This is a genomic window from Streptomyces sp. YKOK-I1, from assembly GCF_054660435.1.
Genome location: NZ_BAAGDR010000001.1, coordinates 5,157,311 through 5,183,552 on the forward strand (window position 1 = coordinate 5,157,311; position 26,242 = coordinate 5,183,552).

General features: G+C 72.7%; 24 protein-coding genes and 2 tRNA genes. 10 read left to right on the forward strand and 16 right to left on the reverse strand.

Translation table 11 applies throughout. The annotated features are described in order from the left end of the window. Positions 1–6: 6 nt before the first annotated feature. The 4 genes from ACYQ8Q_RS22885 to ACYQ8Q_RS22900 all read right to left on the reverse strand — a co-directional run bounded on the left by ACYQ8Q_RS22885 (position 7) and on the right by ACYQ8Q_RS22900 (position 3,863). A complete protein-coding gene (locus ACYQ8Q_RS22885; protein WP_460067510.1) occupies positions 7–1,641 on the reverse strand; it encodes an ATP-binding protein in 1,635 nt (544 codons plus the stop codon). Then, positions 1,638–2,378 (reverse strand): response regulator transcription factor, encoded by a 741-nt coding sequence (locus ACYQ8Q_RS22890; protein WP_062701118.1) that lies wholly within the window; start codon positions 2,376–2,378, stop codon positions 1,638–1,640. The genes ACYQ8Q_RS22885 and ACYQ8Q_RS22890 overlap by 4 nt, the downstream gene beginning before the upstream one ends. Before the next feature lie 242 nt (positions 2,379–2,620). Continuing rightward, positions 2,621–3,502 carry a DUF2797 domain-containing protein gene (locus ACYQ8Q_RS22895; RefSeq protein WP_460067513.1) on the reverse strand — a complete coding sequence of 294 codons (882 nt, stop codon included), beginning with the start codon at positions 3,500–3,502 and terminating at the stop codon, positions 2,621–2,623. Further along, positions 3,459–3,863 (reverse strand): HGxxPAAW family protein, encoded by a 405-nt coding sequence (locus ACYQ8Q_RS22900; protein ID WP_460067515.1) that lies wholly within the window; start codon positions 3,861–3,863, stop codon positions 3,459–3,461. The genes ACYQ8Q_RS22895 and ACYQ8Q_RS22900 overlap by 44 nt, the downstream gene beginning before the upstream one ends. Positions 3,864–3,977: 114 nt before the next feature. On the opposite strand from ACYQ8Q_RS22900, the gene ACYQ8Q_RS22905 reads away from it, so the two are divergent. Next, the gene (locus tag ACYQ8Q_RS22905; protein ID WP_460067517.1) at positions 3,978–4,484 is read left to right on the forward strand and encodes a MarR family winged helix-turn-helix transcriptional regulator; all 507 of its coding nucleotides are present in this window, start codon (positions 3,978–3,980) and stop codon (positions 4,482–4,484) included. On the opposite strand, the gene ACYQ8Q_RS22910 is transcribed toward ACYQ8Q_RS22905, so the two are convergent. Beyond that, positions 4,474–5,598, reverse strand: coding sequence for a hypothetical protein (locus ACYQ8Q_RS22910; RefSeq protein WP_460067519.1), 1,125 nt, complete (start codon positions 5,596–5,598; stop codon positions 4,474–4,476). The two genes, ACYQ8Q_RS22905 and ACYQ8Q_RS22910, sit on opposite strands and share 11 nt — an antisense overlap. A gap of 185 nt (positions 5,599–5,783) precedes the next feature. On the opposite strand from ACYQ8Q_RS22910, the gene ACYQ8Q_RS22915 reads away from it, so the two are divergent. From ACYQ8Q_RS22915 to ACYQ8Q_RS22935, 5 genes are all read left to right on the forward strand, one after another. Continuing rightward, entirely contained in the window at positions 5,784–6,263 is a 480-nt protein-coding gene (locus ACYQ8Q_RS22915) for an N-acetyltransferase (protein WP_460067520.1), read from the forward strand. A 24-nt stretch (positions 6,264–6,287) separates the two neighbouring features. Further along, positions 6,288–6,578, forward strand: coding sequence for a DUF7336 domain-containing protein (locus ACYQ8Q_RS22920; RefSeq protein WP_460067522.1), 291 nt, complete (start codon positions 6,288–6,290; stop codon positions 6,576–6,578). A 147-nt stretch (positions 6,579–6,725) separates the two neighbouring features. Next, complete coding sequence (locus ACYQ8Q_RS22925; protein ID WP_460067524.1) at positions 6,726–7,523, forward strand: bestrophin-like domain; 798 nt, start codon at positions 6,726–6,728, stop codon at positions 7,521–7,523. Between the two features lie 215 nt (positions 7,524–7,738). Beyond that, positions 7,739–8,560 carry a hypothetical protein gene (locus ACYQ8Q_RS22930; protein WP_460067526.1) on the forward strand — a complete coding sequence of 274 codons (822 nt, stop codon included), beginning with the start codon at positions 7,739–7,741 and terminating at the stop codon, positions 8,558–8,560. Positions 8,561–8,819: 259 nt separating this feature from the next. Next, entirely contained in the window at positions 8,820–9,179 is a 360-nt protein-coding gene (locus tag ACYQ8Q_RS22935) for a hypothetical protein (RefSeq protein ID WP_460067528.1), read from the forward strand. Between the two features lie 45 nt (positions 9,180–9,224). Here ACYQ8Q_RS22935 and ACYQ8Q_RS22940 read toward each other — a convergent pair. Both ACYQ8Q_RS22940 and ACYQ8Q_RS22945 read right to left on the reverse strand, forming a co-directional pair. Then, positions 9,225–9,297, reverse strand: a tRNA-Arg gene (locus ACYQ8Q_RS22940). Between the two features lie 206 nt (positions 9,298–9,503). Continuing rightward, positions 9,504–9,597: transfer RNA gene (locus ACYQ8Q_RS22945), tRNA-Ser, on the reverse strand. Between the two features lie 157 nt (positions 9,598–9,754). Between ACYQ8Q_RS22945 and ACYQ8Q_RS22950 the strand changes: the two genes are divergently transcribed. Continuing rightward, complete coding sequence (locus tag ACYQ8Q_RS22950) at positions 9,755–10,288, forward strand: SSI family serine proteinase inhibitor (RefSeq protein WP_460067530.1); 534 nt, start codon at positions 9,755–9,757, stop codon at positions 10,286–10,288. A gap of 263 nt (positions 10,289–10,551) precedes the next feature. Then, on the forward strand, positions 10,552–14,871 hold the full coding sequence (locus ACYQ8Q_RS22955) for a hybrid sensor histidine kinase/response regulator (protein ID WP_460067532.1): 4,320 nt from the start codon (positions 10,552–10,554) through the stop codon (positions 14,869–14,871). 324 nt (positions 14,872–15,195) lie between these two features. Here the strand turns inward: ACYQ8Q_RS22955 and ACYQ8Q_RS22960 are convergent, their stop codons facing one another. Beyond that, the gene (locus ACYQ8Q_RS22960; RefSeq protein WP_460067534.1) at positions 15,196–15,780 is read right to left on the reverse strand and encodes a TetR family transcriptional regulator; all 585 of its coding nucleotides are present in this window, start codon (positions 15,778–15,780) and stop codon (positions 15,196–15,198) included. 132 nt (positions 15,781–15,912) lie between these two features. On the opposite strand from ACYQ8Q_RS22960, the gene ACYQ8Q_RS22965 reads away from it, so the two are divergent. Next, positions 15,913–17,112, forward strand: a complete 1,200-nt coding sequence (locus ACYQ8Q_RS22965; protein ID WP_460067535.1) for an MFS transporter — start codon at positions 15,913–15,915, stop codon at positions 17,110–17,112. A 123-nt stretch (positions 17,113–17,235) separates the two neighbouring features. Here ACYQ8Q_RS22965 and ACYQ8Q_RS22970 read toward each other — a convergent pair whose 3' ends face one another. The 6 genes from ACYQ8Q_RS22970 to ACYQ8Q_RS22995 form a co-directional block, all read right to left on the reverse strand. Continuing rightward, the gene (locus ACYQ8Q_RS22970; RefSeq protein WP_460067537.1) at positions 17,236–18,915 is read right to left on the reverse strand and encodes a long-chain fatty acid--CoA ligase; all 1,680 of its coding nucleotides are present in this window, start codon (positions 18,913–18,915) and stop codon (positions 17,236–17,238) included. Positions 18,916–19,032: 117 nt separating this feature from the next. Continuing rightward, positions 19,033–19,581 (reverse strand): SigE family RNA polymerase sigma factor, encoded by a 549-nt coding sequence (locus ACYQ8Q_RS22975; protein WP_460067539.1) that lies wholly within the window; start codon positions 19,579–19,581, stop codon positions 19,033–19,035. Between the two features lie 159 nt (positions 19,582–19,740). Next, the gene (locus ACYQ8Q_RS22980) at positions 19,741–20,910 is read right to left on the reverse strand and encodes a lipid-transfer protein (RefSeq protein WP_460067541.1); all 1,170 of its coding nucleotides are present in this window, start codon (positions 20,908–20,910) and stop codon (positions 19,741–19,743) included. Beyond that, a complete protein-coding gene (locus ACYQ8Q_RS22985; protein ID WP_460067544.1) occupies positions 20,907–21,356 on the reverse strand; it encodes a MaoC family dehydratase in 450 nt (149 codons plus the stop codon). Before ACYQ8Q_RS22985 ends, ACYQ8Q_RS22980 begins: the two co-directional genes overlap by 4 nt. Further along, entirely contained in the window at positions 21,353–22,252 is a 900-nt protein-coding gene (locus ACYQ8Q_RS22990; RefSeq protein WP_460067545.1) for a bifunctional MaoC family dehydratase N-terminal/OB-fold nucleic acid binding domain-containing protein, read from the reverse strand. The genes ACYQ8Q_RS22985 and ACYQ8Q_RS22990 overlap by 4 nt, the downstream gene beginning before the upstream one ends. 273 nt (positions 22,253–22,525) lie before the next feature. After that, complete coding sequence (locus ACYQ8Q_RS22995) at positions 22,526–22,840, reverse strand: hypothetical protein (protein ID WP_067255529.1); 315 nt, start codon at positions 22,838–22,840, stop codon at positions 22,526–22,528. Positions 22,841–23,211: 371 nt separating this feature from the next. Here ACYQ8Q_RS22995 and ACYQ8Q_RS23000 point away from each other — a divergent pair, with 371 nt between their 5' ends. Continuing rightward, entirely contained in the window at positions 23,212–24,102 is an 891-nt protein-coding gene (locus tag ACYQ8Q_RS23000; RefSeq protein WP_460067547.1) for a bifunctional DNA primase/polymerase, read from the forward strand. Here the strand turns inward: ACYQ8Q_RS23000 and ACYQ8Q_RS23005 are convergent. Together ACYQ8Q_RS23005 and ACYQ8Q_RS23010 are read right to left on the reverse strand one after the other, a co-directional pair. Beyond that, positions 24,092–24,766, reverse strand: coding sequence for a hypothetical protein (locus tag ACYQ8Q_RS23005; protein WP_460067549.1), 675 nt, complete (start codon positions 24,764–24,766; stop codon positions 24,092–24,094). The two genes, ACYQ8Q_RS23000 and ACYQ8Q_RS23005, sit on opposite strands and share 11 nt — an antisense overlap. A 200-nt stretch (positions 24,767–24,966) precedes the next feature. Then, positions 24,967–26,181: a hypothetical protein gene (locus tag ACYQ8Q_RS23010; RefSeq protein ID WP_460067551.1), complete on the reverse strand. Its 1,215-nt coding sequence runs from the start codon at positions 26,179–26,181 to the stop codon at positions 24,967–24,969. Positions 26,182–26,242 lie beyond the last annotated feature (61 nt).

Here is a 26,242-nt window from a genome sequence, read left to right on the forward strand (position 1 = left end):
CTTTCGTCAAGCGCCCTGTTGCACCCATGTGGTGGCACTGTGCTCGACCTGTGAGTCCAGTTGCCAGTTCGTTTCGGGAGCGGGCTGGGGCACGGCGGGGGCAAGAGCGGGCAAATGCACCGTAAAGATGGTCTGCCCGGGCACGCTGTCCACCGTCACGGCACCGCCGTGCGCGGTCGCCACGGCCTGCACGATGGCGAGACCGAGGCCGGTGGAGCCGGTGGAGCGGGAGCGCGCCGAGTCGCCGCGGGCGAACCGCTCGAAGACGTGCGGGAGCAGATCGGGCGGAATGCCCTGCCCGTTGTCCTGGACGTCGACACACAGCCAGGGCCCGCGCCGCTGCACCCGTGCGGTGACGGTCGTCCCGGGCGGGGTGTGGGTACGGGCGTTGGCCAGCAGGTTCACGAGGACCTGCTGGAGACGGGCCGAGTCGGCGGAGACCAGCGCGGGCTCGTCGGGCAGTTCGAGCCGCCAGACATGGTCGCGGCCGGCCGCGCGGGCGTCGCTGATCGTGTCGATGACCAGCGGTACGAGGTCGGTGTGCTCGAACTGGAGCGGGCGCCCGGCGTCGAGCCGCGCGAGCAGCAGCAGATCCTCGACGAGGAGGGTCATCCGCCCGGCCTCGGACTCGATGCGGCCGAGGGCGTGCTTGGTGTCGGGGCCGACCTCTTCGCGTCCGCGGCGGGTCAGCTCGGCGTATCCGCGGATGGACGCGAGCGGCGTCCTCAGCTCATGGCTAGCGTCCGCGACGAACTGGCGGACCCGCATCTCGCTCTCCTGGCGGGCGTGCAGGGCGCCGTGGACGTGGTTCAGCATCCGGTTCAGCGCGGCGCCGACCTGGCCGACCTCGGTGTGCGGATCCGTCTCCGACTCGGGCACCCGCTCACTGAGGTTGACCTCACCGGTGTGCAGGGGCAGCTCGGAGACGCGGGTCGCGGTGGCGGCCACCTTGCGGAGGGGGCGGGTGGCGACGTTGACCATGACGGTCCCGGCGAGCCCGGCGGCGACGAGACCGGCGACGGTGAGGCTGATCTCTACGATGATCAGGGTGTTGATGGTGCCGTCCACGTCGGAGGTGGGGATGCCGACGTAAAAGTTGCCGTTCTTGCCGGTGACGTACTGGACCATGTAGGTACCGAGACCCGGAATCTCGATGGTGTGGAAACTCCGGTCTTGCGACACCGAGCCGAGCGCCTTCATCTGGGACTCGTTGAGGTCCACCGGGTCCGTCCGCATGACGCCGGCGGCGTCGTTCTTCTTGGCGGCGACCTTGGCGCTGGTGATCGAGCCGCCCTCCACCTTGGCCGCGACCGTCTTCTGCGGACCCGGGCCCTGGACGACCTCGTCCAGTGTGGTCGTCTCCTGGGGTGCGTTGCCGCTGGTGGTGCCGTTACCGGTCTTGGCGCCGCCCTTGTCTCCGAAACCTCCGGCCGGCCCGCCCGAGGCGCGCATGGCGGACTCCTTGAGGGAGCCTTCCAGCTGGCCGTACAGATGGTCCCGCAGGACCAGCGTGGTGACCGTCCCGATCACCGCGCACACCACGGCGATCAGCGTCACGGACACGACGACGAGCCGGGTCCGCAGGGTGCGCGGCTTCCCCGCTCGTCGCTTCTGCGGACGCGGCCGTCGTCGCCCGCTCATGACGCGGCGGGCTTGATCAGGTAACCGGCCCCACGCCGGGTGTGGATCATCGGCTCCCGGCCGGCGTCTATCTTGCGGCGCAGGTAGGAGATGTACAGCTCGACCACGTTGGCCTGGCCGCCGAAGTCGTAGGACCACACCCGGTCCAGGATCTGCGCCTTGCTCAGCACGCGCCGCGGGTTGCGCATCAGGAAGCGCAGCAGCTCGAACTCGGTGGCGGTGAGGTGGATGTTCTCCCCGGCCCGCGAGACCTCGTGGCTGTCCTCGTCGAGGGTGAGGTCACCGACGACGAGCACGGAGTCGGAGCGCCGGTCGGCGGCACCGGAACGCCGGATGAGCCCCCGCAGCCGGGCCACGACCTCTTCGAGGCTGAACGGCTTGGTGACGTAGTCGTCGCCACCGGCGGTCAGACCGGCGATACGGTCCTCGACGGCGTCCTTGGCGGTGAGGAACAGGACGGGGACGTCCGGCAGCTCACGGCGCAGCCTGCCCAGGACGGTCAGCCCGTCCATGTCGGGCAGCATCATGTCGAGGACGACGGCGTCGGGACGGAACTCCCGGGCGGTCTGGATGGCACCGGTGCCGTCACCCGCGCTCCGGATCTGCCATCCCTCGTAGCGCAGGGCCATGGACAGCAGTTCGGTGATCGACAGCTCGTCGTCCACCACAAGCACTCGGACGGGGCTCCCGTCCGGCCTCAGCAGTTCGGTGCGCCCCTGGGGCGAGGTCGTGGTCATGGGGAACACCATGTCGCTGTCCTCTGAGAGCACTCTTTCCAGAACCTGTGATTTCCCTAAGAAACTCACAGGAGCCTCTCAGGCAATGCCTGGCAACCCCTGACGCCGAGTTGATCTCGGGCGGCTCCGGCCCAGCTCACCGACCGTCGTCCCCGATCAGCCGGGTGCGGGCCGCTCGAACCCGTGGCTGTGCTCCACCTGGGCAACGCGCAGGCCGGACCGCTCGGTTCCGGCCGCCTCCTTCAGAAAAGGCCGTCCTGTGCGTGCCCTTCCTCCCTGAACTCCCGCAGCGGAAGACGTAGGTGCGGCCCTTCCTCGGGACCGGCCGGAACCAGCTCCCACCCCCTCATCAACCGGGTGTCCAGCACGATCACCCCCTCCCCGCCCGCCACATGAAGATCGGGCCCCGCCACGGCCACCAGCTCCCCGCTCACCACACCCCCCGCGACCAGCCCCGTCACCTCGCCCCGGGCCGTGGGTGCCGCATCGAGGCCGAACACCCGCAGATGGTCGACGCCTTCGAAGGGCGCCCGGACCAACGACTCCGGCCACTGGGCCAGTTCCACGGCCCGCCCGTGCAACTCCCTGATCTCACCGACCCGCTCCTCCTCGTCTTCCGGCAGACCGGCCCGCACCGCCCGCTTCTCGGCGTACGGAATCCGGTCCGGCACCCGCAGCGCGGCCCGCAGCAGCTCCTCGGTCCGCCGGGCGGCCATCAGCGGCCCGCTGCCCAGCCAGCTGAAGCAGACCGCCCCCTGCTCCAGCAGCCGCGCCGGCCCCCGCTCGACCGCCGTGATCCCGACCTTGACCAACCCCGGCCCGAACCACGCCAGATACACCCGGTACGGCCGCGGATCGTCGGCGATCCCGTCCGCGGCGACGGAGTGCGCCCGGTCCAGCCGCGCGCACTCCTCGCACCGCGCCCCCGTGCTCCTCCCCGACACCGCCGCCCGCACCGGGCACGCATGTCCCCGAGCCCCGACACACTCCCGTACGCCCCCTTCCGCGACCGCGAAGGCCACCCGCTTCCCCCGGGACAGCGGGCTGCGCCGGCCCCCGTCCCACAGCAGCACGGGACCCTCAGTCGCCCACCGCAGCCCCGCGCACTTCCATCCCTGTGCCATCGCCCACCACGCTAGCCCCCACCTCTGACAACACGCCCCGACCTGCGGCTTTCCGCCCGGCGGCTTTCCGCCCGGCGAGCAGGCATCCGACGCACTCCGGATGACCGTCCCGGGCCGAGGTGTCCCGCACGCGCATCCCCCACTCCGCCCGGGGCCGTACCCCCGGCGGCTTCCCCCACCCGGTCAGGTGCAGCGCCCAGGTGACCAGCGCGCCCAGCACCACCACGGCGCCCCCGCCGATCAGCAGGGCGGGGGATACGGCGCACACTCCGACCCCCATCACCGTCGTCCCGGCGGTCGCGATCGCGACGCCGGTCCAGCCGGCGACCGTGTGCCCCTCGTCGTACAGATGACCCGCCACGCCATTCCCTCACCATCTAAGAGGTTTATGAACTGAACCTCTTACAAGGTAAGAGAAACCGAAAGCAGATAACAAGGACCCAGCACGAACCCTCCGAGAGGAACCCCGCCCGCGATGACAGCCCAGCCACCCCGCCCCCGCCCCGCGGCGACCCCCGCCCAGGCGATCTCGGCCATGGACGACCTCATCGCGGCGAGCATGATCGGCCAGCAGGAGATGGCCCAGCGCCTCGGCCTGAACGTCACCGACCTGACCTGCTTCGCCTATGTCCTCCAGGCGGGCGAGAACCTGCTGACGGCGGGCGAGTTGGCGACCCGCGTGCACGTCACCACCGGCGCGGTCACCGGCATCCTGAACCGGCTGGAACGCGCCGGTTACGTCACCCGGCGCCCCGACCCCCAGGACCGCCGCAGGGTCCGGGTGGCCGCCGTACCCTCCGCCGTGGCCCGGGCGTACGCGCTCTACCAGCCGTACTACGACCGCCTGAACGAGCTCTTCGCGGACTACTCCCCGGAGGAGACCGCGGTGCTGGCGGACTGGTTCACCCGGGCGACGGCCCTGGCGAACGCGTACCGCGAGGAGCGCCGCGCCGACGAGGGCGGGGAGCCCGTCACGGGGTGAAGGAGACGACCGAGGTGTAGTCGGAACCGACGTGGAACTCCACCCTCTGGGTCCGGCTCGGTGAGCCGATGCCCCCCAGCGGCAGGGTCCAGGTCCGGGTGGAGCCGCTGACCGACATCGAAGGGCTGGTGCCCAGCTCGCTCCAGCTCCACTCCGTCGAACGGCTCCGGTAGAGACCACCGTTCTCGATCATGTAATCGGCGCCGAGGGCGGACGGCGACGGATAGGGGAGCTGATAGCCGGTCGAGGTGTCGCCGTCGGTGTCGATGAAGACGTGGTAGAAGCGGTCCGAGGCGTGGAAGGCCGCCCGGAAGGTGACGGTTCCGGAGGACACACAGACGGAGTAGTCGGTGATGGGGCCGGAGCCCGCGCCGGAGACACAGGAACTGCCGCCGCTGTCACCGCTGCCCGAACCGCTGCCCGAGCCGCTGCCCGAGCCGGTGCCGGTCTGCTTGGTGGCGGCCCCGGAACCGGCGGCCGGCTCGTCCTGGGCGTCCGCGCCGGACGACGTACCGGCGGTGGCGGACTCCGTGGCCGACGACGCCTCCGGCGAGGCGCTCTCACGGTCGGCCGACGGCGATGCGGAGACGGACGCGGACGCCGAGGCCGACGCGGGCACGCTGGGCGGCGGGCCGTACGTGCCGCCCCCCTGGGTGTGATCGAGCCCGGCCCCCGGTACGGCCGCCGAGGACCGGCCGTCACCGCCGCCGCGGACGATGAACACACCGGCGATCAGCGCGGCGACGACGACTCCGACGCCGGCGAACCACACGGCCCGCGGCGACCGCCGCCGGACGACCGGCTCCGCGGCCCCTACGGGGGAACCGGTCTCGGCGCGTTCGTCACCCGCCCCACCGCCCACCCGACGTCGACGGACACGGGGACGGTCGCCTCCGGCCGAACCGGCCACCGCCTCCCGCTCCCCGAGTTCCGCGACGAACGACTCGGCCGCCGAGGACATCACCGCGGGCGAACCGTCCGCCTCCGGCTCACCCTCTGCCGTATCCCGGGAGTCCTCCTCGGAACCGTCCCCGGTCCCCGGCCTGGCGCCCCGGGCGGACGCCGCGGCGATCGCCGACGGTCCCTTGGACCGGCGCGGCAGCGGACCCGTCACTGTGGGGGCGTCCTTCCACGAGAGCTACGCCGAAACCCGTCGGGCGGCAACAGGCCGCCGATCGTAACGGAGTTCGAACGCATCCAACCCGACGATTGTTGTCGCCGGATTGCTTCGCCACGGACGCCCGGGTTCGAGTCCCCTCGACGCCTCGATACCTCACTCCGCGGGGATACCCTCCGGCCATGCCGTCCCCCGATATCCCCTTGGTCGCCGCCGACTTCACTCTCCCGTCCCCACCCGCCACGCACAGCTTCCGCCTGGAGCCCCTCGGCCCCCGGCACAACGCCGCCGACCACGCCGCCTGGACCTCCAGCATCGCCCACATCCGCGCCACCCCCGGTTTCGCCGGCCGCGCCTGGCCGCCCCTCGCGGGCATGACCCCGGAGGCCAACCTCGAGGACCTGCGCCGCCACGCACAGGACTTCGCCCACCGCACCGGTTTCACGTACACGGTCCTGTCCGTCCCGGAGGGGGACGTGATCGGCTGCGTCTACATCTACCCGTCCCGCGACGACCCGTCCCGCAAGGACCCGTCCCTCCCCGAGGTCCGCTCCTGGGTCCGGGCCGACCACGCCGCGCTCGACCCCGTACTCCACCGGGCCGTCTCGGCCTGGCTCCGCGACGACTGGCCGTTCGACGAGGTGATCTACGCGGCCAGGTAAGGGCACGCCGGTACCCTCCGGCGCATGACGGTCTATCTGCTGTGGCACGTGGGACACCAGAACGAAGCCGGTGCCGACGGCACCACCGTGCACGTCGAGGACGGGACGGTGTACATCGACGAACAGGACGGCGACGACCCCAAACTCCTCGGTGTCTACTCCACCCTCGACAAGGCGGAGGACCGCATCCACCGGGCCCGCCTCCTGCCCGGCTTCTCCGCCGAACCGGACTGCTTCGTCGTGGAGGAACACACCCTCGACGAGGACGACTGGCCCGAGGGCTTCGTACGCGCCCACCCGGAGCCCCCGGCCTGACGTGACCTCACCTGAGCATCGCGCGCGGTGTCGAGTCGCCCGTTCGGCCCACGAAGCGAGAGGCCGTGCCGGGCGTCTCCGCCGTCACCGGTCTTCCGGCTGTGACCATGAAACGTCCGTGGAACCGACACGCTGTGGGTGATGTGGGTGAACTGGTTGACCTCGCTGCCGGCGGCGGTGCTGGTCGTGGGCGGGCTCTTCCTGGCCCTCCTGCTCACGGCCGTGGCGCGGCTCGGCGTACGGGCGCTGGTACCGGCCGGGGAACAGGACCAGGTCACGAGGATCGCCACGCCTCTGATGCCGTCCCTGGGCGCCGCCTTCGCGATCTTCGCGGCCCTCTCCCTGGCCAGCGAGGCCGGCTACGTGCGCGCGGCGGAGGCGCTGGTGAGCGACGAGGCGGCCGCGGCCTCCCGCCTGGCATGGGCGGCGACCAGCCCCCGGGTCCGGTCGGAGCCGATCCACACGGCGCTGCTGGACTACCTGCGGACCACACGTGCGCAGGAGTGGAAGGGTGCGGCAGCGGCGTCCGGCGACGACCCGGCCACCGCCCGCGCGATCGCCCGGCTGGAGCGGACGGTGCGGGCCGAGGCCGCCCGGCCCGAGGTGGGCACCACGACGGGCACGGAGCTGGTGCTGTCCCTGGACGGCGTCACCAGCGGCCGTCGCGCCCGCGTCGCCGCCGCCTCGCGCGACGTACCCGTGCTCTACGTCGTCACGCTCGCGGTCAGTGGACTCGCCCTGATCGTGAACTCCGGCGCACTGGTCTTCCGCACCGGCCTGCGCACGTCGCTGCTCGTCGTAGGCGTGTCGAGCGTGGTCGGGCTGAGCCTGGCACTGCTGTTCGCACTCAGCGCGTCCTGGAGCGGACCGTTCGTCGTCAGCGGGCATCCGCTCGACGCCGTCGTCGTGGACCTGAGGTCCGGCTTCTTCGAAAACGGGCCATAGCCGGCAGCAACAACTCCATTTTCCCCGACACCAGTTGCTCCTGTCACCGGACGGTGACGGCCTCGTCCTGGATCGACGACCGACGCATCCGACCGGACCCTGATCCCCCTCTCCACAGTCGAACAGGCACTGAGGCACCGCACACACCGCACACACCGCAGAGCCGCTCAATCGACCGCTCGACCACTCGTTCTACTACTCGGGGGACTTGACCCATGATCCGCAACCGTCGCAAGGCTCTGCTCGTTTCCGCCGCCCTCCTCGGCAGCACCTTGCTGATGACGGCGTGCAACCAGGGCACCGACGCCGCCGAAGGCTCCTCCGGTACGGCCGACACGACCGCGGTGGCGGACAAGTCCGACGCCAAGGGCGTCAGCGGCACCTTCGTCGGCGGAACGGTGACGTACCTCGCGTCGGGCAAGTACATCGTCAGCGTGTCCGGCAAGTCCGATCAGCAGTTCTGGATCGGCGACAACACCGAGATCCACGGCGCGGGCACCATCTGCGGGGACGCCTCCTCGAAGGTCGACGCCCCGTGCGAGGAGTCCGACCTGGAGACCGCGACCAAGGGCGGACGCTCCGTCAACGCCGATGTGGTGCTGAAGGACGGCGTGGCGACGGAGATCACGGAGCGCCGCGCCACCGCGTCCGCCTCCGGCACCGGAAGCACGTCCGGCACCGGAAGCGCCTCCGACTCCGGCTCCGGCTCCGACCCGGGTGAGACCGTCGTGGAGGGCCTCGACAAGGGCAAGGGCGTCAACGGCACCTGGTACGGCATCGTGCGGTACATGGCCCCCGGCAAGTACCTGGTCGACGGCCCCGCGGCCCAGGGCTCCGGCGGCGAGCAGCAGTCCTTCTACCTCTCCGAGGACACCGTGATCCTGGGCGGCGGCCAGATCTGCGGCACGGCCGGTTCGAAGGTGGACGCCCCGTGCGAGGAGTCCGACCTGGAGAAGGCCGCCAAGGAGGGCGTGGAGGCCAGGGTCGAGATCAAGAACGGCATCGCCACCCAGATCACCGACGGCGCACTCCTCTGATCAACAGCCGCACGCTCGGACGCGGTGAAACCGTTGCGCCTGGTGCGGCGTCTTGATGGACAAGAACGGCAGAACGTATCAGAGAGGACGGTTCGACATGGCACACCGAACCCGCTCCCTGTCCCGCGGTGTCGCTCTGTGCATGGCCGCTGCGGCAGTGACCCTGCTGACGAGCTGCACGCCGAACAGCGGCATTGCCCACAGCAGCCCTCCACACACCACCACAGGCTCTTCGGCAAGGACCGGCGCCTGTCGCTCCTTGCCCGCATCACCCGCCGTCAAGGCGAGCGTCACAACCGCCTACGGCAACCAGGCCGAACCGCGCCTCAGCCACCTCGCCCCGGTCGAGGGCTCCTTCTACTACGGCAGTTGTGACGGGACCCTCTACGCCGGAACGCGCTTCCGGCCCACCGCCGACAGCACGATGGCGGAGCAGGTCGCCCTCCAGGACGACGGAGCCGCGATGAAGTACTTCACCGACCGCCCCGGCGCCGGCTGGACCTACCTGGCCGACGCCGGCTTCCCCGCCGCTCCCCAGGGCTGCGCCGCCATCCCCCAGATCCCGGCCCGCCTCGCCACCCTGTGGAACGGCTGCCGGTCCCCGTCAGAACAACAGTGACCAAACACAAGAGGCCCCGGATCTCTCCGGGGCCTCTCACCTGTGTGCACTCGGCAGGATTCGAACCTGCAACCTTCTGATCCGTAGTCAGATGCTCTATCCGTTAAGCTACGAGTGCTTGTTATTCGGTTTTTCTTGTCTTCGATCCTTGCCCTTCCGGGCCGCTCTCGGCGACAGGAAGAACATTACATGACTGCCGCCGACATGTGAAATCCGTTTGCCATACCCCTTGTGACCTGCGGAAACGCCTTCAGGGGGCGATCAAGAGGGTGTCGGGGTACGACGAAGCCCCGGGCCGTGAACGGACCGAGGCTTCGGGAGATCTGGCGGAGGCGGAGGGATTTGAACCCTCGATGGGCTTTAAGGCCCAAACCGCATTAGCAGTGCGGCGCCATAGACCGGACTAGGCGACGCCTCCAGCACAACCCCTCGCGTGGGTGCGAGTGGTGCGTGCAGATGATGACACAGTCGAGCGTGCTGTCACCAATCGACGTCCACGGTACTAGGCAGTCGGGTCACAGGGCAAAGGTGTTCCCCAGGCGCAACGTCCGGCGTGGCGCCGCGTTGGTCCGGGCATGTCGCAGGTCACCCCCCTCTCGCTCAGCAGCAGCCCGCCCCGGCGGCGCCGCAGCACCCTCGCCCTGTCCCTGGCCGGCGCCCTCGCCCTCGGCGCCCTCCTGCCTTCTCCCGCCTTCGCCGGCGCCGTCCTCGCGCCCCCGCCCGTCCGGGAGGAGGACCGGGCCGACCAGGATCACCTCGTCGTCACCGTCCGGCACGCGGGCGGGCGGGTCGACGGGGTGTTCGAGGTGTGGTGCCGGCCCGCGGGCGGCCGTCACCCGGACGTGTCGGGCGCCTGCCGGACCGTGGACCGCGGCACCCGCTGGGGGCGGGACCCCTTCGCCCCGGTGCCGAGCGGTTCGCTGTGCACCATGCGGTACGGCGGACCGGCCACCGCCCATGTCACCGGCCGCTGGGCCGGGCGCCCCGTCGAAGCGACGTACGACCGCCGCGACGGGTGCGAGATCGAGCGGTGGAACCGGATGGTGCCCCTGCTGCCCGCGCTGCCCGGCCACCGGCCCGCCGGCCTCAGGCCGCCCCAAGGGCGGTAGCCCGGATTCCGTTCCGTGGCTGCCGTCCCGGGGCGGCAGCCCGCGCACAGCGTCCCCACGGCGTGTTCACCCGTCCCGTAAATCTCCCGCGAAGGTCATAGGACGGTCACACGTTCTGCGTCACTTCGTCGTGCGAGCTCCCTCTCATCCGGGGCCTGAGACGGGAACCCAGCCCTTAGACTCCCTCGCGTGACACGCTGCGGGCCGGTTGGCAAGATGGCCCGAGCGGTCGGCAAGGTGCGGTAACAGGGAGGAAGCGACTCGTGAGCAGCAGGCCATCCCGAGGCGCTGCTCGCCTCGCAGCCATACTCGACGCGCTGCCCGATGCGTTGTTGCTGGTCAACGCCAACGGGACCGTCGTCAACGCGAACACCATCGCGCTCGAGGCCTTCGAGACGCCCGGTACGGCTCTGGTGGGGCGGGGGCTGCTCGATCTGCTTCCGCAGTTCGACTCCAAGCTCATCCCCGGTTCCATGCGGCGGCCCGACCACATGGACCCGCGCGGGCGGACCAAGCCGACCCGGATGGTCGCCCGGCGGACCGACGGCTCGGAGTTCCCCGTCGAGGTCACCAGCGCCAATCTGGAGAACGGCCAGCAGGCCTACGACGGCTACGGCTACAGCGGCGACGAGCTGCTGATGCTCGTCGTACGGGATCTGACCGGCACCGTGGACACCGAGGCCGAGCTGGCCCGGTCGCAGCGGCAGACCGAGATGATCCTGCGGGCCGCCTCCGAAGGTGTCGTGGGGACCGACACCGACGGGCGGATCGTGCTCGTCAACCCGGCCGCCGCGCAGATCCTCGGCTACCGGGCCAGCGATCTCGGCGGCAAGGAGCTGCACACCCTCATCGTGCACTCGCGCGCCGACGGCTCGCCCTTCCCGTACGACGAGTCGCCGCTCGCCGACACCCTGCGCTCCGGGCGCAAGCACCGGGTGCGCGGGCAGGTGCTGTGGTCCAAGGGCGGGGAGAAGGTCTCGGTCGACCTGACCACCGCACCCGTGCGCGACGGGGACCAGCTCGTCGGCGCCGTGATGACGTTCACCGACCGGCGCTCGTACGACGATCTCGTCGCGGAGAAGGAGGGCGTCGAGAAGCGGCACGAGGACGAGCTGGAGCGGCTCTCCGAGGAGCACGCCTCCGACCTCACCGCGCTCCGCCAGCAGCACGTCACCGAGCTGGAGGAGCTGCGCGAGGAGCACACGGAGGAGGTCGCCGCCGCCGAGGAGCGCTACGCGGCCCTCGGCGAGCGGGAGAAGGACCGCTACGACGCCCTCGCCGGGCGGTACGACCAGCTGCTCACCCTCCTCGCGACCTCCCTGCGCGGCCCCCTCGACGAGCTGCGCCGCGAGCTGGCCGCGCTCGCCGCGGACGACGCCGGTCAGCTGTGGCCCGAGGCCAACCAGGTGCTCCATCACCTGTCGGCGGGCTATTCGAGGATCACCACCCTCATCGACAACGTCCTCGGCTACCAGCAGCTCGACGCGGGCGGCGCGGAGATCGTCCGTACGAACGTGATGCTCGACGCCGTGGTCGCCGCGGGCGTCGACGGGGCCGTCGAGCTCATCGGGCCCGGCCGGGTGCAGTTCGCCGTGCACGCGCCGCCCATCGAGGCCGAGGTCGACGCACGGCTGCTCGCGACCGCGCTCGCGCATCTCGTCGCCGATGTCGCGGGGGTCGACGCCACCGGCAACGCGCCCGTCTCGGCGGGCGGTTACATGGACAACACGGTCGTCGTCGCGGCCGCCCAGCGGGGCGAGGTCGTACGGATCGAGGTGCGCGGACCGTACAGCGGGGGCGACCCGGTGCACGAGCCGATCGTGCGCGGGATCGTGCGCGCCCACGGGGGCGTGCTCCAGACGCACGAGGTGCCGGGCATGAGCGGCAGTGCGTACGTCCTCGAGGTCCCCCTCGGGGGTGGAGCGGGCGCGGTCGCCCCTCCGGCGCCCGCCGCGCTGCCCGCCGCCCTGCCCCCGGCGCAGAGCGCCCCGGGCGAGGGCGAGCCGCCCGCCGAGCAGGCTCCCGGCCGCCGCCGGGCCCGCCGGTCCTCCGTGGACGCCTTCCTGGAGGGCGAGGTTCCGGGTGCGGCCGAGGGCGCCGAGGCGGAGAGCGCGCCGCCCACCGGACGCCGGCGCCGGCGTGGCCCGGCCGCCGACGAGACGCCCGGCGAGCTGCCGGAGGGGGCCGAGGAGGCCCCCGGCGGTTCCGGGCGACGCCGCGGCCGTCGCGCCGAGAACGGCGCGGTGGTCGAGCCGGCCGGTGCGGGCGTGGCCGAGGGCGCGGTCGTGACCGCCGCCGAGAGCGCGGCCGGTACGGCCGCGGCGGGTACGGGACTGGGCGGCACCGTTCCGCCGCAGGGTGTCCCCGCGCCGCCCGGCGGACGCCGGGCCCTGGCCGCCGACGAAGGACCGCAGAACGCCCTGCCCCCCGCCCTGCCCGCGGTCGCCGGTGCTCCCGTGCCTGCCGGGTCCGCGGTGCCTGCCGTGCCTGCCGGGTCCGGCGAGGACGGCGAGCCGACCGGGCGTCGGAGGCGTGCCCTCGCCGCCGCGTCCGAGCGTGCCGCCGCGCAGGAGGCGGGGCCGCGCACGGTGTTCGCCCTGCCGCCCGCCGAGGCGGACCGAACGGCCGACGGTCCGGGCGGGCCCGGCCAGATGCCCGGTCAGGTGCCCGGTCAGGTGCTTGGGCAGATGCAGGGCGCCGGGCAGGTTCCGGCCGCGGTCCCGGTCCCTGTACCGGTTCCCGTGCCCGGTCAGGCTCCGGTGGCCCAGATTCCGGCCCAGGGCTCGTCCGAGGACGCGCTCATCGACCACGGCCGCCATGACGCCGCGGCTCAGGACCAGACCGACGACCACACCCCGCCCCAGCCGCACCCCACGAACGCGCCCACCGGCCGCCGACGGCGCGCGGTGGGCCAGCCCGCGGAGCTGGGTGCCGTCCCCGTCGCGCCCATGGGCACGGTGGCGCCCGGAGGCGTCCCGAACCAGGCCATGGCGCCTGCGCAGGCGCAGGCACTGGGTCCGGAGGCCGTCGGCCAGCCGGTGCCCGCCGCCGGCATGCCGGTCCCCCCTGCCGGCCAGCCCCTCCCCGCCCAGGCGCTGCCCGGTCAGCCGGCCCTGCCTCAGCCCGTCCCCGGTCCGGCCGTGCCGCCCCAGGCGGCCACGGCCCCGGCGCAGGGCAGGCCGCTCCCGGCCGAGTCCGCGCCCGGTGCCGCCCAGAGGACTCCCGCCGTACCCGGCGTACCCGGCGGACCGGTCCCCGCCCAGACCCCCGCCCCGCCGACCGCCACCCCCAGCACGGGCACGCCCCTCCCGCCCGAGGCCCCGGTGCCCCCGGCCGCCCCCGTGGCGCAGCCGCTGCCCGCCGAGGCGGCGGCGCTGCCGATGGACCCGAACTCCACGCAGGGCCGGGCGATCAGTGTGCGGACGCTGGGGCAGGGTGTCCCCTTCACCCGGCAGGCCGCCCAGGTCCAGCAGGCGCAGCCCGCCGCGCAGGCCACGGCCACCCCCGCCCCGCACGCGCCGGGCGGTTCCGGGCGTCGCCGCAAGCTGGGCACCCCGCCGGACCCGGCGTCCCGCCCGGAGCAGACGGCGCGTCCGCATCCGCCGGCCGAGCAGCCCGTCGCCGGCCAGGCCCCCCTGCCCGCGCACCCCTCGCTCGCGGGGCAGCCGCTGCCCCAGCCCTCCCTGGCCGGTCAGTCACGGCTCGTTCCCGGGGCGACCGACGGGGCCGGACGGTCGTACGCCATAGGGGCACCGGACGAGAACGCCGCCGAGGGCCCCGAGCCGCTGGACGGTCCCGGTGGGGCCGTCGAGGTGGCGGATCCGCCGCGGCCGATGCCGATGGACGACGAGCTGCCGCCGGAGCCGCTGGACAACCCGCGCCGGCTGCTGGTGTGGCCCGCGCCGGACGTCTCCACGCAGCAGGCGCTCAGCGACCGCGGCTACCGGCCGGTCATCGTGCACTCGCGCGAGGAGGTCGACGCGCAGATCGCCGCGTTCCCGGCGGCGCTGTTCGTGGACCCGCTGACCGGGCCGATCACCCGTACCGCGTTGCAGTCGCTGCGCCAGGCGGCGGTGGCAGCGGAGGTCCCGGTGCTGGTCACGGCCGGTCTCGGGCAGGCGACGCGGGAGGCGGCGTACGGCGCCGATCCCGCCGTACTGCTGAAGGCGCTGGCGCCCCGGGACAGTGAGCAGCACCCGCCGCGCGTGCTGCTCATCGAGGAGCACGCGGAGATCGCGCTGGCCCTGACAGCGACGCTGGAGCGGCGCGGGATGCAGGTGGCGCGGGCGGCCAGTGACGCGGATGCCGTGACGCTCGCCGGGCAGCTGCGGCCGAACCTGGTGGTGATGGACCTGATGCAGGTGCACCCCCGGCAGGCCGGATCCGCCGGGATCATCGACTGGCTGCGGGTGAACGGCCAGCTCAACCGCACCCCGCTGGTCGTCTACACCGCAGCCGTGGACCAGGCGGACCGGCCCCGGCTGGCGTCGGGGGAGACGGTGCTGTTCCTGGCGGAGCGCTCGACGAGTCCCGAGGTCCAGATCAGGATCGTGGACCTGCTGGCCCGCATCGGCACCAACTAGGAGCCCTCCCGGGCCCCGCCGTCCGCATCAGCCCCGGCAACGGCCACCGCGCCAGCCACCGCAACGGCCTCTGCCCCGGCTGCCGCAAGGGCCTCTGCCCCGGCCGTCCTGCTGCCCGGTGCCGCCCGGCACCGGGCAAAGCCGGACGGGGGCCCGGCCCAGGCGGACAAGACCCGGGGCCTGGATTGCCGAGCGGTCCTGACCGTAGACACCCCACCCGACAGTCCACGACCGCACACCACCCCGCCGCCGGACAGTCCACGGCCGCGCCCGCCCTCACCCCAGCAGAGAGTCCACAGCCACGCCCCCACCCCGCCCGACGCCCTACGGCCGAGCCACCAGCCTGCGGGCCGCCTCCCGTACCGAGGCGCGCAGGCGTTCGCGGTCGTCCGGGTCGGCGCCGACCACGATGCGGCTCATCTGGGGGACGACGGCGGTCCAGTTGGCCAGGGCGATGAGCAGGAAGAGCAGATCACGGGCCGGGATCGCGTCGCTGACGACTCCGCGCTCCTGGCCCTCCCGGATGGCGGCGATCTTGTCGCGGTAGTGCTCGCGGCGCTCGGCCTCGTCGGGCAGCTCGGTGGTGCCGTACTCGAGTCCCTCCCAGAAGAGCAGGCGCAGCACCTCGGGGTGGGCGACGTGGTAGTCCATGATGCGGTCGATCCAGCCCTCGATGTCGTCCGCGTCGACCGGGACGGCGATCGCGAGGTCGAGCATGGCCTTCTCCAGGACCCGGGTGAACAGCTCGGCCTTGTTGCCGAAGTAGGCGTAGATGAGCTGCTTGTTCGCCTTGGCCGCGGCGGCGATGCGGTCGATGCGGGCGCCGGCGACGCCGTAGCGGGCGAACTCGGCGACGGCGGCGTCGAAGATCCGGCCCTTGGTGGCCTCGGGGTCGCGGGTGGTTGCCATGGGGGCATGGTAGCGGCGGACCGGCAGTAACCAACTAGTTGGTTGACGGGGAATCCCGCACCACCCCAGACTGTTGCACCCCACGATCCAACCAACTGGTTGGTTATCTCCTCTCCAAGGAGCGCCTCAGCCATGCCGTCCGCAGTCACCGTCCCGCAGCGCGTCCGGCGGCCCGCCGCCCCGCGCCGCCGGGGGGACCTCCTCCTCGCCCTCATCGCACTCTGCACGGCCGTCACCGCCGCCAACATCTATGTCGCGGCCCCGCTGCTCCCCCTCATCGCCCACGACTTCGGCTCCACACCGTCCGCCGTGGCCTGGATCGCCTCCGTCGCGCAGTTCGGCTACGCGGCAGGCCTGCTCTTCTTCGCCCCGCTCGGCGACCGCGTGAACCGGCGCCGCCTGGTCGCCGTCCTCTCCCTGGTCACCACGGCCGCGCTGACCGCCGGCGCCGCCGCGGGCGGCACGACCGCGCTCGCCGCCGCCGTCCTGGTCGCCTCCGCCGCGACGGTCGTCCCGCAGCTCCTGGTGCCCCTGGTCGCCGAACGCGCCCCCGCCCACCACCGCGCACGGCATGTCGCGGCCGTCATCGCGGGCCTGTTCACCGGGATCGTCGCGGCCCGGGTCCTCGGCGGACTCGCTGGTCAGGCCTTCGGCTGGCGGGCGGTGTTCCTGGGCGCGGCCGGACTCACCGCCGCCCTCGGCCTGCTGACCGCCGCCGCCCTGCCGGCCGAACGCCGCCGTCCCCGCGAGGGCGGTCTGCTCACCGGCCTGCGCACCATGCCCGCTCTGGTCCGCCGCTCCCCCGACCTGTGGCGGGCCTGCGTACGGCAGGCCGGCATGTACGGCGCGTGGAGCGCCCTGTGGACCTCGCTGGCCCTGCTGCTGACGGGTGAGCCGTACGGGCTGTCGACGGCCACGGCGGGTCTGTTCGGGCTCTTCGGGCTGGCGGCGAGCGTGGTGGCGCCGCTGGCGGGCGGTCTGGTCGACCGCTTCGGCGCCGCCAAGGTCGTCCGCACCGCCTATGCCCTGGCCGCCGTCTCCGTCCCGCTCTTCTGGCTGGGCGGACGGCTGCTCCCGGCGCTCTTCGTGGCCGCCGTCGCGATCCACGCGGCCCTGGTGGCCTCCCATGTCGCCAACCAGACCCTCGCCCTGACCACCACCTCGGCCCCGGCCACCGCCAACAGCGCCTATGTCGTCGCGGGCTTCGCGGGCGGCGCCACCGCCTCGGCCCTGGCGGGCCTCGCCTTCACCCACTTCGGCTGGGGCGGCGTGGTCACGGTGGCGGGGGTGTGGCTGACGCTGGGGTGGAGCACGACGGCGGTACGACGGTGACGGCACCGTGGCCGACAGGGCGCACGCCGGGCAGGTGCCGCGAGGTGACCTGCCCGGCGTGCGCCTCCACCGTACTCAGAGGCGCACTCGGAGCCGCCCTGGGAGCCGCCGGCGGAGCCGCGCTCAGAGCTGTGTGACGTCCAGCGCGCCCTCGGCGTACTGGCGCCGCAGCACCTTCTTGTCGAACTTGCCCACGCTCGTCTTCGGGACCGCCTCGACGATCGTCCAGCGCTCCGGAAGCTGCCACTTGGCGATCTTCCCCTCCTCGGCGAGGAAGGCGCGCAGGGTCTCGAAGTCGGCCCCGGCACCCTCCTTGAGGACGACGGTGGCCAGCGGGCGCTCGCCCCAGCGGTCGTCGGGGACGGCGACGACGGCCGCCTCGGCGACGGCCGGGTGGGCCATCAGGGCGTTCTCCAGCTCCACCGAGGAGATCCACTCGCCGCCGGACTTGATGACGTCCTTGGCGCGGTCGGTGAGGGTGAGGAAGCCGTCGGGGCTGATGGTGCCGACGTCACCCGTCTTCAGCCAGCCGTCCTCGCTGAACTTGTCAGCGGGGCGCAGGGCCTCGCCGCCGGGGCCGTTGTAGTAGGCGCCCGCGATCCAGGGGCCGCGCACCTCCAGCTCGCCGGCGGACTCGCCGTCCCAGGGCAGGCGCTCGCCGCCGGGGCCGCTGAGGCGGGCCTCGACGCCGGCCGGGAAGCGGCCCTGGGTGAGGCGGTAGGCGAACTCCTCGGGCAGGCCGACGACATGGGCCGGCGGGCGGGCGATGGTGCCCAGCGGGGAGGTCTCCGTCATGCCCCAGGCGTGGCAGACGCGCATGCCGAGGTCGTCGAAGGCCGACATCAGGGCGGGCGGACAGGCCGAGCCGCCGATGGTCACCTGGGTGAGGGAGGTGACGTCCCGCGGCTTGACGGTGAGCTCGGCCAGCAGGCCCTGCCAGATGGTGGGGACGGCGGCGGCGTGGGTCGGCTTCTCGCTCTCGATCATCTCGGCGAGCGGGCCGGGCTGCAGGAAGCGGTCCGGCATCAGCATGTTGACGCCGGTCATGAACGTGGCGTGCGGCAGGCCCCAGGCGTTGACGTGGAACTGGGGGACCACGACGAGCGAGGTGTCCTGGTCGGTCAGGCCCATCGACTCGGCCATGTTGACCTGCATGGAGTGCAGGTAGATCGAACGGTGGCTGTAGACCACGCCCTTGGGGTCGCCGGTGGTGCCGGAGGTGTAGCACATGGAGGCGGCGGTGCGCTCGTCCAGCTCGGGCCAGTCGTACGCGGTGGGCTTCTCGGCGATGAGGTCCTCGTACTCGTGGACCCGGGCGTGGGCGCCCGCGAGGAGGGAGCGGTCGCCGGGACCGGAGACGACGATGTGCTCGACCGTCGGCAGGTGCGGGAGCAGCGGGGCCAGCAGGGGGAGCAGCGAGCCGTTGGCGATGACGACCTTGTCGGCCGCGTGGTTGACGATCCAGGCGAGCTGCTCAGCCGGGAGGCGCAGATTGAGGGTGTGCAGGACCGCGCCCATGGAGGGGATCGCGAAGTACGCCTCGACGTGCTCGCCGTTGTTCCACATGAGGGTCGCGACCCGGTCGTCGCCCTCGACGCCGAGGTCCTCGCGCAGGGCGTGGGCCAGCTGGGCGGAGCGGGCACCGATCTCGGCGAAGGTGCGGCGCTGCGGGGCACCCTCGCCCGTCCAGGTGGTCACCCGTGATGATCCGTGGATCGTCGCCCCGTGGGTCAGGATCCTCGAGATCAGCAGCGGTACGTCCTGCATGGTGCTCAGCACGGCGTCCTCCCAGGGCGGCGACATTGCCTACGCGGTGGTAACGGTTGCGCTGATTCTGCGCACATACCGCGCGGTATGTCACTAGGTAGCGATGATCGATCACCTCACTTAAAGCCCCGGTAAAATCACCACGTCGGCACGCTACCGGACAAACACCAGCTCAGGGTCCTCGCGGAGCTTGCCGAGCGCCCGGGACACCGCTGATTTCACCGTGCCCACCGAGACCCCGAGGACCTCGGCCGTCTGGACCTCGCTGAGGTCCTCGTAGTACCTCAGCACGACCATCGCCCGCTGCCGGTCCGGCAGCTTCATGATCGCCCGCCACATCGCGTCGTGCAGCGCCTGCCGCTCGGCCTGGTCCTCCTCGCCGGCCGTGGGCTCCGGCTCGGGCAGCTCGTCACAGACGTACTCGTCGACCTTGCGCTTGCGCCACTGCGAGGTACGGGTGTTCAGCAGGGCGCGGCGGACATAGCCGTCGATCGCCCGGTGGTCCTCGATCCGCTCCCACGCGACATACGTCTTGGCGAGCGCGGTCTGGAGCAGGTCCTCGGCGTCGTTCGGGTTGGCCGTGAGCGACCGGGCGGTGCGCAGCAGCACCGGCTGGCGGGCTCTGACGTACGACGCGAAGGACGGGTACGGAGACGGCCGCCTCTGGCCGTGGGAGGCGCTGGTGCAGACGGGTGTGGTCATGGCTCCACGCTAGGAGTGAGACCGTGTGGTCCGGATCGCCCGCAGGTGCCGAAGACGGGTCCGCCTCAGGTTGTAGGGGTGGTGCCCGCTCCACCTCCTGTAGGTGGAGCGGATCACGCCGAGTACTACGGGTCGACCCCTGAGACGTACCGCCCGGGTTCAGCCGTCGGCCGTCAGGACCAGGCCGGACGTGGGCACTCCCGTCCCGGCCGTCACCAGGGTCCGGACCGCGCCCGGCACCTGGTTGACGGAGGTCCCGCGCAGCTGCCGTACCGCTTCCGCCACCCCGTTCATCCCGTGGAGGTACGCCTCCCCGAGCTGGCCCCCATGGGTGTTGAGCGGCAGACGGTCCTCCGCGACGAAGGCGGCCGCCTCGCCCGGCGCGCAGAAGCCGAACTCCTCCAGCTGCATCAGCACGAACGGGGTGAAGTGGTCGTAGACGACGGCCACGTCGACGTCGGCGGGCGCGAGCCCCGAGGTGCGCCAGAGCTGACGGGCCACCACGGCCATCTCCGGCAGGCCGGTCAGGTCGTCGCGGTAGAAGCTGGTCATCTGTTCCTGGGCCCGTCCGGCGCCCTGCGCGGCCGCCGCGATCACGGCGGGCGGCCGCGGCAGGTCACGGGCCCGCTCCAGCGAGGTGACGACCAGGGCCTGCCCGCCGTCCGTCTCCTGGCAGCAGTCCAGCAGCCGGAGCGGCTCGGCGATCCAGCGGGAGGCGGCGTGCTCGGCGAGGGTGATCGGGCGGCCGTGGAAGTACGCCGCCGGATTCGCCGCCGCGTGCCGGCGGGCCGTGACGGCGACCGGCCCGAAGGCCTCCTCCGCGCTCAGCCCGTAGGTGTGCAGATACCGCTGGGCCGCCATCGCCACCCAGGAGGCCGGGGTGAGCAGCCCGAACGGCATCACCCAGCCCAGCGCCGTCCCCTCCGCCGTGGGCTCCCGGTGCCGTACGCCCGAGCCGAAGCGCCGGCCCGAGCGCTCGTTGAAGGCGCGGTAGCAGACCACCACCTCGGCCACGCCCGCCGCGATCGCGAGCGCCGCCTGCTGGACGGTCGCACAGGCCGCCCCGCCGCCGTAGTGCACCCGGGAGAAGAACGACAGCTCGCCCATCCCGCAGGCCTGCGCCACGGTGATCTCCGGACTGGTGTCCATCGTGAACGTCACCAGACCGTCCACGTCGGCCGCCGTCAGCCCCGCGTCGTCGAGCGCCGCCCGCACCGCCTCCGCCGCCAGCCGGAGTTCGCTGCGCCCCGAGTCCTTGGAGAACTCGGTGGCCCCGATGCCGACGACGGCGGCCCGGCCGCCCAGCCCGTCACGCGCGCGTACGCTCATCGCGGGTCGTCCTCCCGGAGGGTGACCGTCACGCTTCCGATGCCGTGCCCCGCGCCCGCCGCGCCCGGCACCGCGCAGGTCACCGTGCCGGTGACATGCCGTCCGACGCCGTTGTCGCCGGTGATCCGCACCACGACCGTGTCGTCCGCGCGGACCTCCTCCACCGTGCCGCGCAGCACCAGCGTGTCCCCCGGGTGGTTGGGCGCCCCGAGCCGAATCGCGACCTTGTGGATCCGGGCCTGCGGTCCGAAGGTGTCGGTGACATAGCGGCCGACCAGGCCGTTGGTGGTGAGGATGTTCATGAAGATGTCCGGGGAGCCCTTCGCGCGGGCGGCCTCGGGGTCGTGGTGCACGTCCTGGTAGTCGCGCGAGGCGAGCGCCCCGGCGACGATCAGCGTCCGGGTGATCCCGATCTCCAGCGGGGGCAGCGCGTCACCGGCGTTCACACCGTCACCTCCCGGAACACGGGCAGCGTCAGCTCGTCGTCGTAGCGCCGGAACTCCAGCCGTACCGGCATCCCGATCCGCACCTTGTCGTACGGCGTCCCGACCACGCCGCTCACGATCCGCACCCCCTCGGCGAGTTCGACCAGGACGACCGCGTACGGCGGCTCGAAGGCCGGGAACGGCGGGTGGTGCAGGACGACGTACGAGAACACGGTCCCCTCGCCGGACGCCGCCACCGTGTCCCACTCCGGGCAGCCGCAGCTCTGGCAGCCGGGCAGCCACGGGAAGCGGAGGGCCGCGCAGGCCGCGCAGCGCTGGAGGAGGAGGCGATGCTCGCGCACGCCCTCCCAGAAGCCGGCGTTGTCGCGGTTGACGACGGGCCGGGGCCGGCGCTCGGACGGGGCCGCTCTCCGGCGGGCCGGGGCGTACTTGAGGACGCGGAAGCGGTGGGTGCCGACGAGGTCGGGGCCGACCCTGACGTCCGTCCGGGTCGTGACGAAGTGGCCGGTGCCCAGCTTGGTGGTCTTCCGCTCCGACACCGACTCGATCACCGTGTCGAAGGCGACCTCGTCGCCGGGGCGCAGCGGCCGGAGGTACTCCTGCTCGCAGTCGGTGGCCACGACCGCCGTGCAGCCCGCCTCGTCGAGTACGGCGAGCAGCTCCTCGTAGGCCGGGGCGCGGCCCCCGTGGCCAGCGAGGCCGCCCATGATCCAGGCCTGGAGCATGGTGGGCGGGGCGATCGCGTCGGGCCCGGTGTACGCGGGGTTCCCGTCGCCCATGGCCTCGCACCAGTGGCGGATCATGGGCGCGTTGACGGGGTCCCGACCGGTGCCGGCGACGGCGGCGGGCCGGCCCTCGTAGGCCTTCAGACGTGCGTGCAGCCCGTCGTCGTCCACGGTCGCCGCTCCCTCCGGGAAGTCACCGCTCGGGCAGGTTGCGGTTTCTGACTGTCCGTCAGATACGGAGTGGTGTCAAGGTCACGGGAGGGCCGTCGAGGTGGCGTGAAAGCGCCTGCGCGACGGCCGCGCGGACACGGCGGCGCGGCAGTCGCGCGGACACGGCGGCGCGGCGGCGCCGAAGCACCGCCGCGCAGTCGCTGTCACACCCCCACGGAGCACGCTCCGGCGGGGACTGGGGCCGGTGCCCCCGGCCCCCGCCGGCTCACCGGCTCACCGGAAGAGCGGGGCGAAGGAGACCGCGGTGTTGCTGTTGCCCTGGTTGAGGGCCGTGTAGGCGGCCCCGTTGACCTGCCCGGTATTGCTCTGGTTCGCGGCGCCCGAGCCGACGGCGTTCTGCTGGGTGGTCGAGGCGTTGCCGTTGTTGTCGCGTCCGACACCGCTGCCCACGATGCTCGCGACACCGGCGTTCGATCCGTCGTCCGCGAAACCGCCGTTGTCCGCCACCGCGACGCCGGTGAAGAGCGCGGCGGCCAGCGGAAGGGCGGAGACGGCGGCGATGACGCGGGCGGTACGGATGCTTGCCATGTTGGTCCTCCAGAACCATCGGTCTATGCGGTACGAAGCCCTGAACTGCGGCTTCCACCAGGTCGGTTGGCCGACCGGCCCGGCGCGGTGACGACGTCGCGAGACCAGAGTTGCCCACCTGATCACCGCCGAACCACCCCGGAAGACCTGATTCGCACGCAAGCGTGATGACAAGTCGATAAACCCCTGGACGCACCTTTCCTGCCCTGGACGCCACAACCACCGACGAGTCGGACACCCGCCACGCAGGCCCCCCAAGGGGCGAAGCGTTCCGCCGGATTTCCGCTTCCGCACGTCGGCCCTGCCGCCGCCCGGCGCGTCGCGACATCCTCCCCCTTCCCTTTGTCGAACACCAGTACGACACTGAGTGCATGGCCATCACCGACCGGCAGGCCGCCACCCTGGCCCTCGCCCACGCCCTGTCGGCCGCCGAGCGCGGCCTGGCCGTCATCCCCCTGTCCCGGACCAAACTCCCGGCCCTGCGCTCACCCCACCGCGCCGAAGACCCTCCGTGCCACGGCTCCTGCGGACGCTTCGGCCACGGGGTGTACGACGCCTCGACCGACCCGGCCCGCATCCGCGCGCTGTTCGCCGCCGCCCCCTGGGCCACCGGTTACGGCATCGCGTGCGGCCTGCCCCCGCACCATCTGATCGGCGTCGACCTGGACACCAAGTCCGGCACGGACGCCCCGGGCGCCCTGCGCGAACTGGGCCTGCGCCATCTGTTCGTCATCCCGCCGACGGTCGTGGTCGTCACCCCCTCGGGCGGGCGGCACCTCTGGCTCACCGGCCCGCCGGACGTCGTGATCCCCAACTCGGCCGGCCGCCTGGCCCCCGGCATCGACATCCGGGGCGCCGGGGGATACCTGGTCGGCCCCGGCTCGCGCACGGCGCACGGGGTGTACGGCACGGCCCCGGGCACGGGCCACCTCGTACCGGCGCCCTGCCCGCGGGCCCTGCTGAGGCTGCTGGCGCCGGGGGTGCGGCGGGGGCGGGGGGTGTCCCCGGCCGGGGCCGAGGGGGTGGCCTCGGCCGGGGCGGACGGCGCGCACGGCCGCGGGCTGGTCCAGTTCGTCCTGGCCGCGCACGAGGGCCAGCGCAACACCCGGCTGTTCTGGGCGGCCTGCCGGGCCTACGAGAACGGCGTCGGCGAGGCGCTCGCCGACGCGCTGGTCGCGGCCGCGGTCCGCACGGGGCTGACGGAACGCGAGGCCCGCTCCACGGTCGCATCGGCGGCGCGGATGTCCCGCCCTACGGCGTGAAGACCTGCTCCAGCCGGTGGACGGCCCCGTCGTCGCCGGTCTCGTACCGGAACACCAGTCCGGAGTCGGGATGCGCGTCGACCCAGTCGATCAGCTCCTGCACGCCGATGCGCCGGTTCTCGGTGCTGTCGGTGATCGGCGTGACGGCGGTGACGTACGCGGCCTGGTCGAGGGCCCAGCGGCTGTCCTCGCCGGAGACGACGAACGGGGCGCCGTCGGTGTCCTTGTCCGGGCATCCCCAGGCCCCGTGCTGGATCACCAGGTTCACCTTGCCGGTGTCAGAGGGGAGTTCCTCGATCCGGAACAGGGCGAACTCGTCGGGGTCGTAGTCGTCGGGGGTGGGGGGCTCGTCGACGCAGGAGGCGGCGGATCCGGCGGGCGGGGCGGGGGTGACGGGGGTGGTCGTGGTCGCGGAGGAGGGCTTGGCCTTGGAGATACCGGCGGAGGCACCGGTCGACGTACCGCCGGAGGTACCGGTCGTCGTCGTCCCGGTGGACGTGCCGGTGGGCGCCTCCGTGGCGACGGGCTCCGCGGTCGCCCCGGCGCTCGCCGCCGTACCGGCGCTCGCGGCGGAGCCGCCCTTCCCACAGCCGGTGAGTACGGCGGTCAGCGTGGCGGCGGCCATGAGCGCGCCGACGACGGGTCTGAGCCGGTTGACCTTCATCTGGGACGTCCCCCCTGTGCACGGGCGGCCCAGTCGGCCGCACCCCGAGCCGGGACGCTAACAACGTCCCTGGTCAGAGGGGGAGACCAGCAAGCCCTTGCGTCACACGGTCGGGACACAGCTGTCACGGGGCGGGGACGGGTGTGACGGGACGCATGCGGAGGGGGCGCCCCCGCGGAGGCGCCCCCTTGAGGCGGGCGTCAGTCGGGCAGCCGGTCGAGCACCCACTCGCCGAGCCCGGGCGTCATGAGGGAGTGCGGGTCGTTGTTCTCGGAGAGCAGGAAGTCGTCGAGATCGGACTCGTCCGGGGGCAGCTCGTCGATGGTGACGTACAGGTCGTCCTGCCGGTCGAGGTCGCGGATGGAGACCGCGCTGACGGACGGCACGAAGCACACGGACCGGTGCACGAGGTCGGCGGTCTCGCCGACCTCCGCGAGCTTGTCGCCGACGAGGCCGAACGCCTCCAGGGTGCCGCCCGGCGCCCCGTCCAGCTCGGGGAAGCCGCGGGTGGCGATGGGGTGCGGTCCGCCGAGGATGCCGTTGAGCACGGCCACCTCGGCCGGATCGCCCTGCGACTGCGCGAGGAAGTACGTCCCGTCGAAGAGGGGACCGGAGCAGCTCAGCGTCTTCGCGCCGGCCCGGACGCCGTTGCCCCGGCCGTCGCCGCGGCCGTTGGAGACGCCGAGCAGACGCGGGATACGGGGCCATGAGCCGACCCGCTCGAGCTGCTCGAGGAACTCCCTCCGCAGCGGGCTCTGCTGCGGGGTGCCGTCCAGGCCGTCCAGATACCGCCAGAGCATCTGCTGCGAGGCCGGACTGCCGATCTGCCGCAGGTAGGTGTCGTCGACGTCGGCGAGGTAGTGCGCGAACGCCTGGAGCCCGATGGGGACCCATCCGCCCCGGTGCGGGGTGTCGAAGGAGAGGTAGACGCCGACACGGTGGTCCATGCGCTGCGTTTCCATCTTCGCCAGCGCGTAGCGGGTGACCATGCCGCCCATGCCGAATCCGCCGACGAGCAGCCGCGTGTCGCCGAGCTGCTGGGCGACGGTCCGCATGAGGGCGGCGGTCGCCGTCTCGGCGTTGCGCAGGATCGACTCGCTGCGCTCGTCAAACCCGAGGAGGATCAGCGTGCGCCCCCGGGCCCGGAGGCGGCTGACGAACGGGAACTTCTCGTTCTCCAGCCCGTTCCAGAGCCGGTCGAAGTCGGTCGGCCCGAGATTGAACCCGTCGGCGAGGATGACGGGACGGATCACACCCTGGTGCCCCTGCCCGTAGTACACCCGGGCACTGCCGCCCGGAAGCTGCCACTCCTCGTCGGCCTTGGGCGCCGGCGGAAGGTCCGCCCCGCCCATCGGGGTGACGAGTCCGAGCGCCCCGGCGACCTTTCTGGCTTTCTCGGCCTTGCTGTCGGCCACAACCGTCCCTTTCCACGCTGCTGACAACGGCTCAGGGACATGGTTGGCATATGAATACACC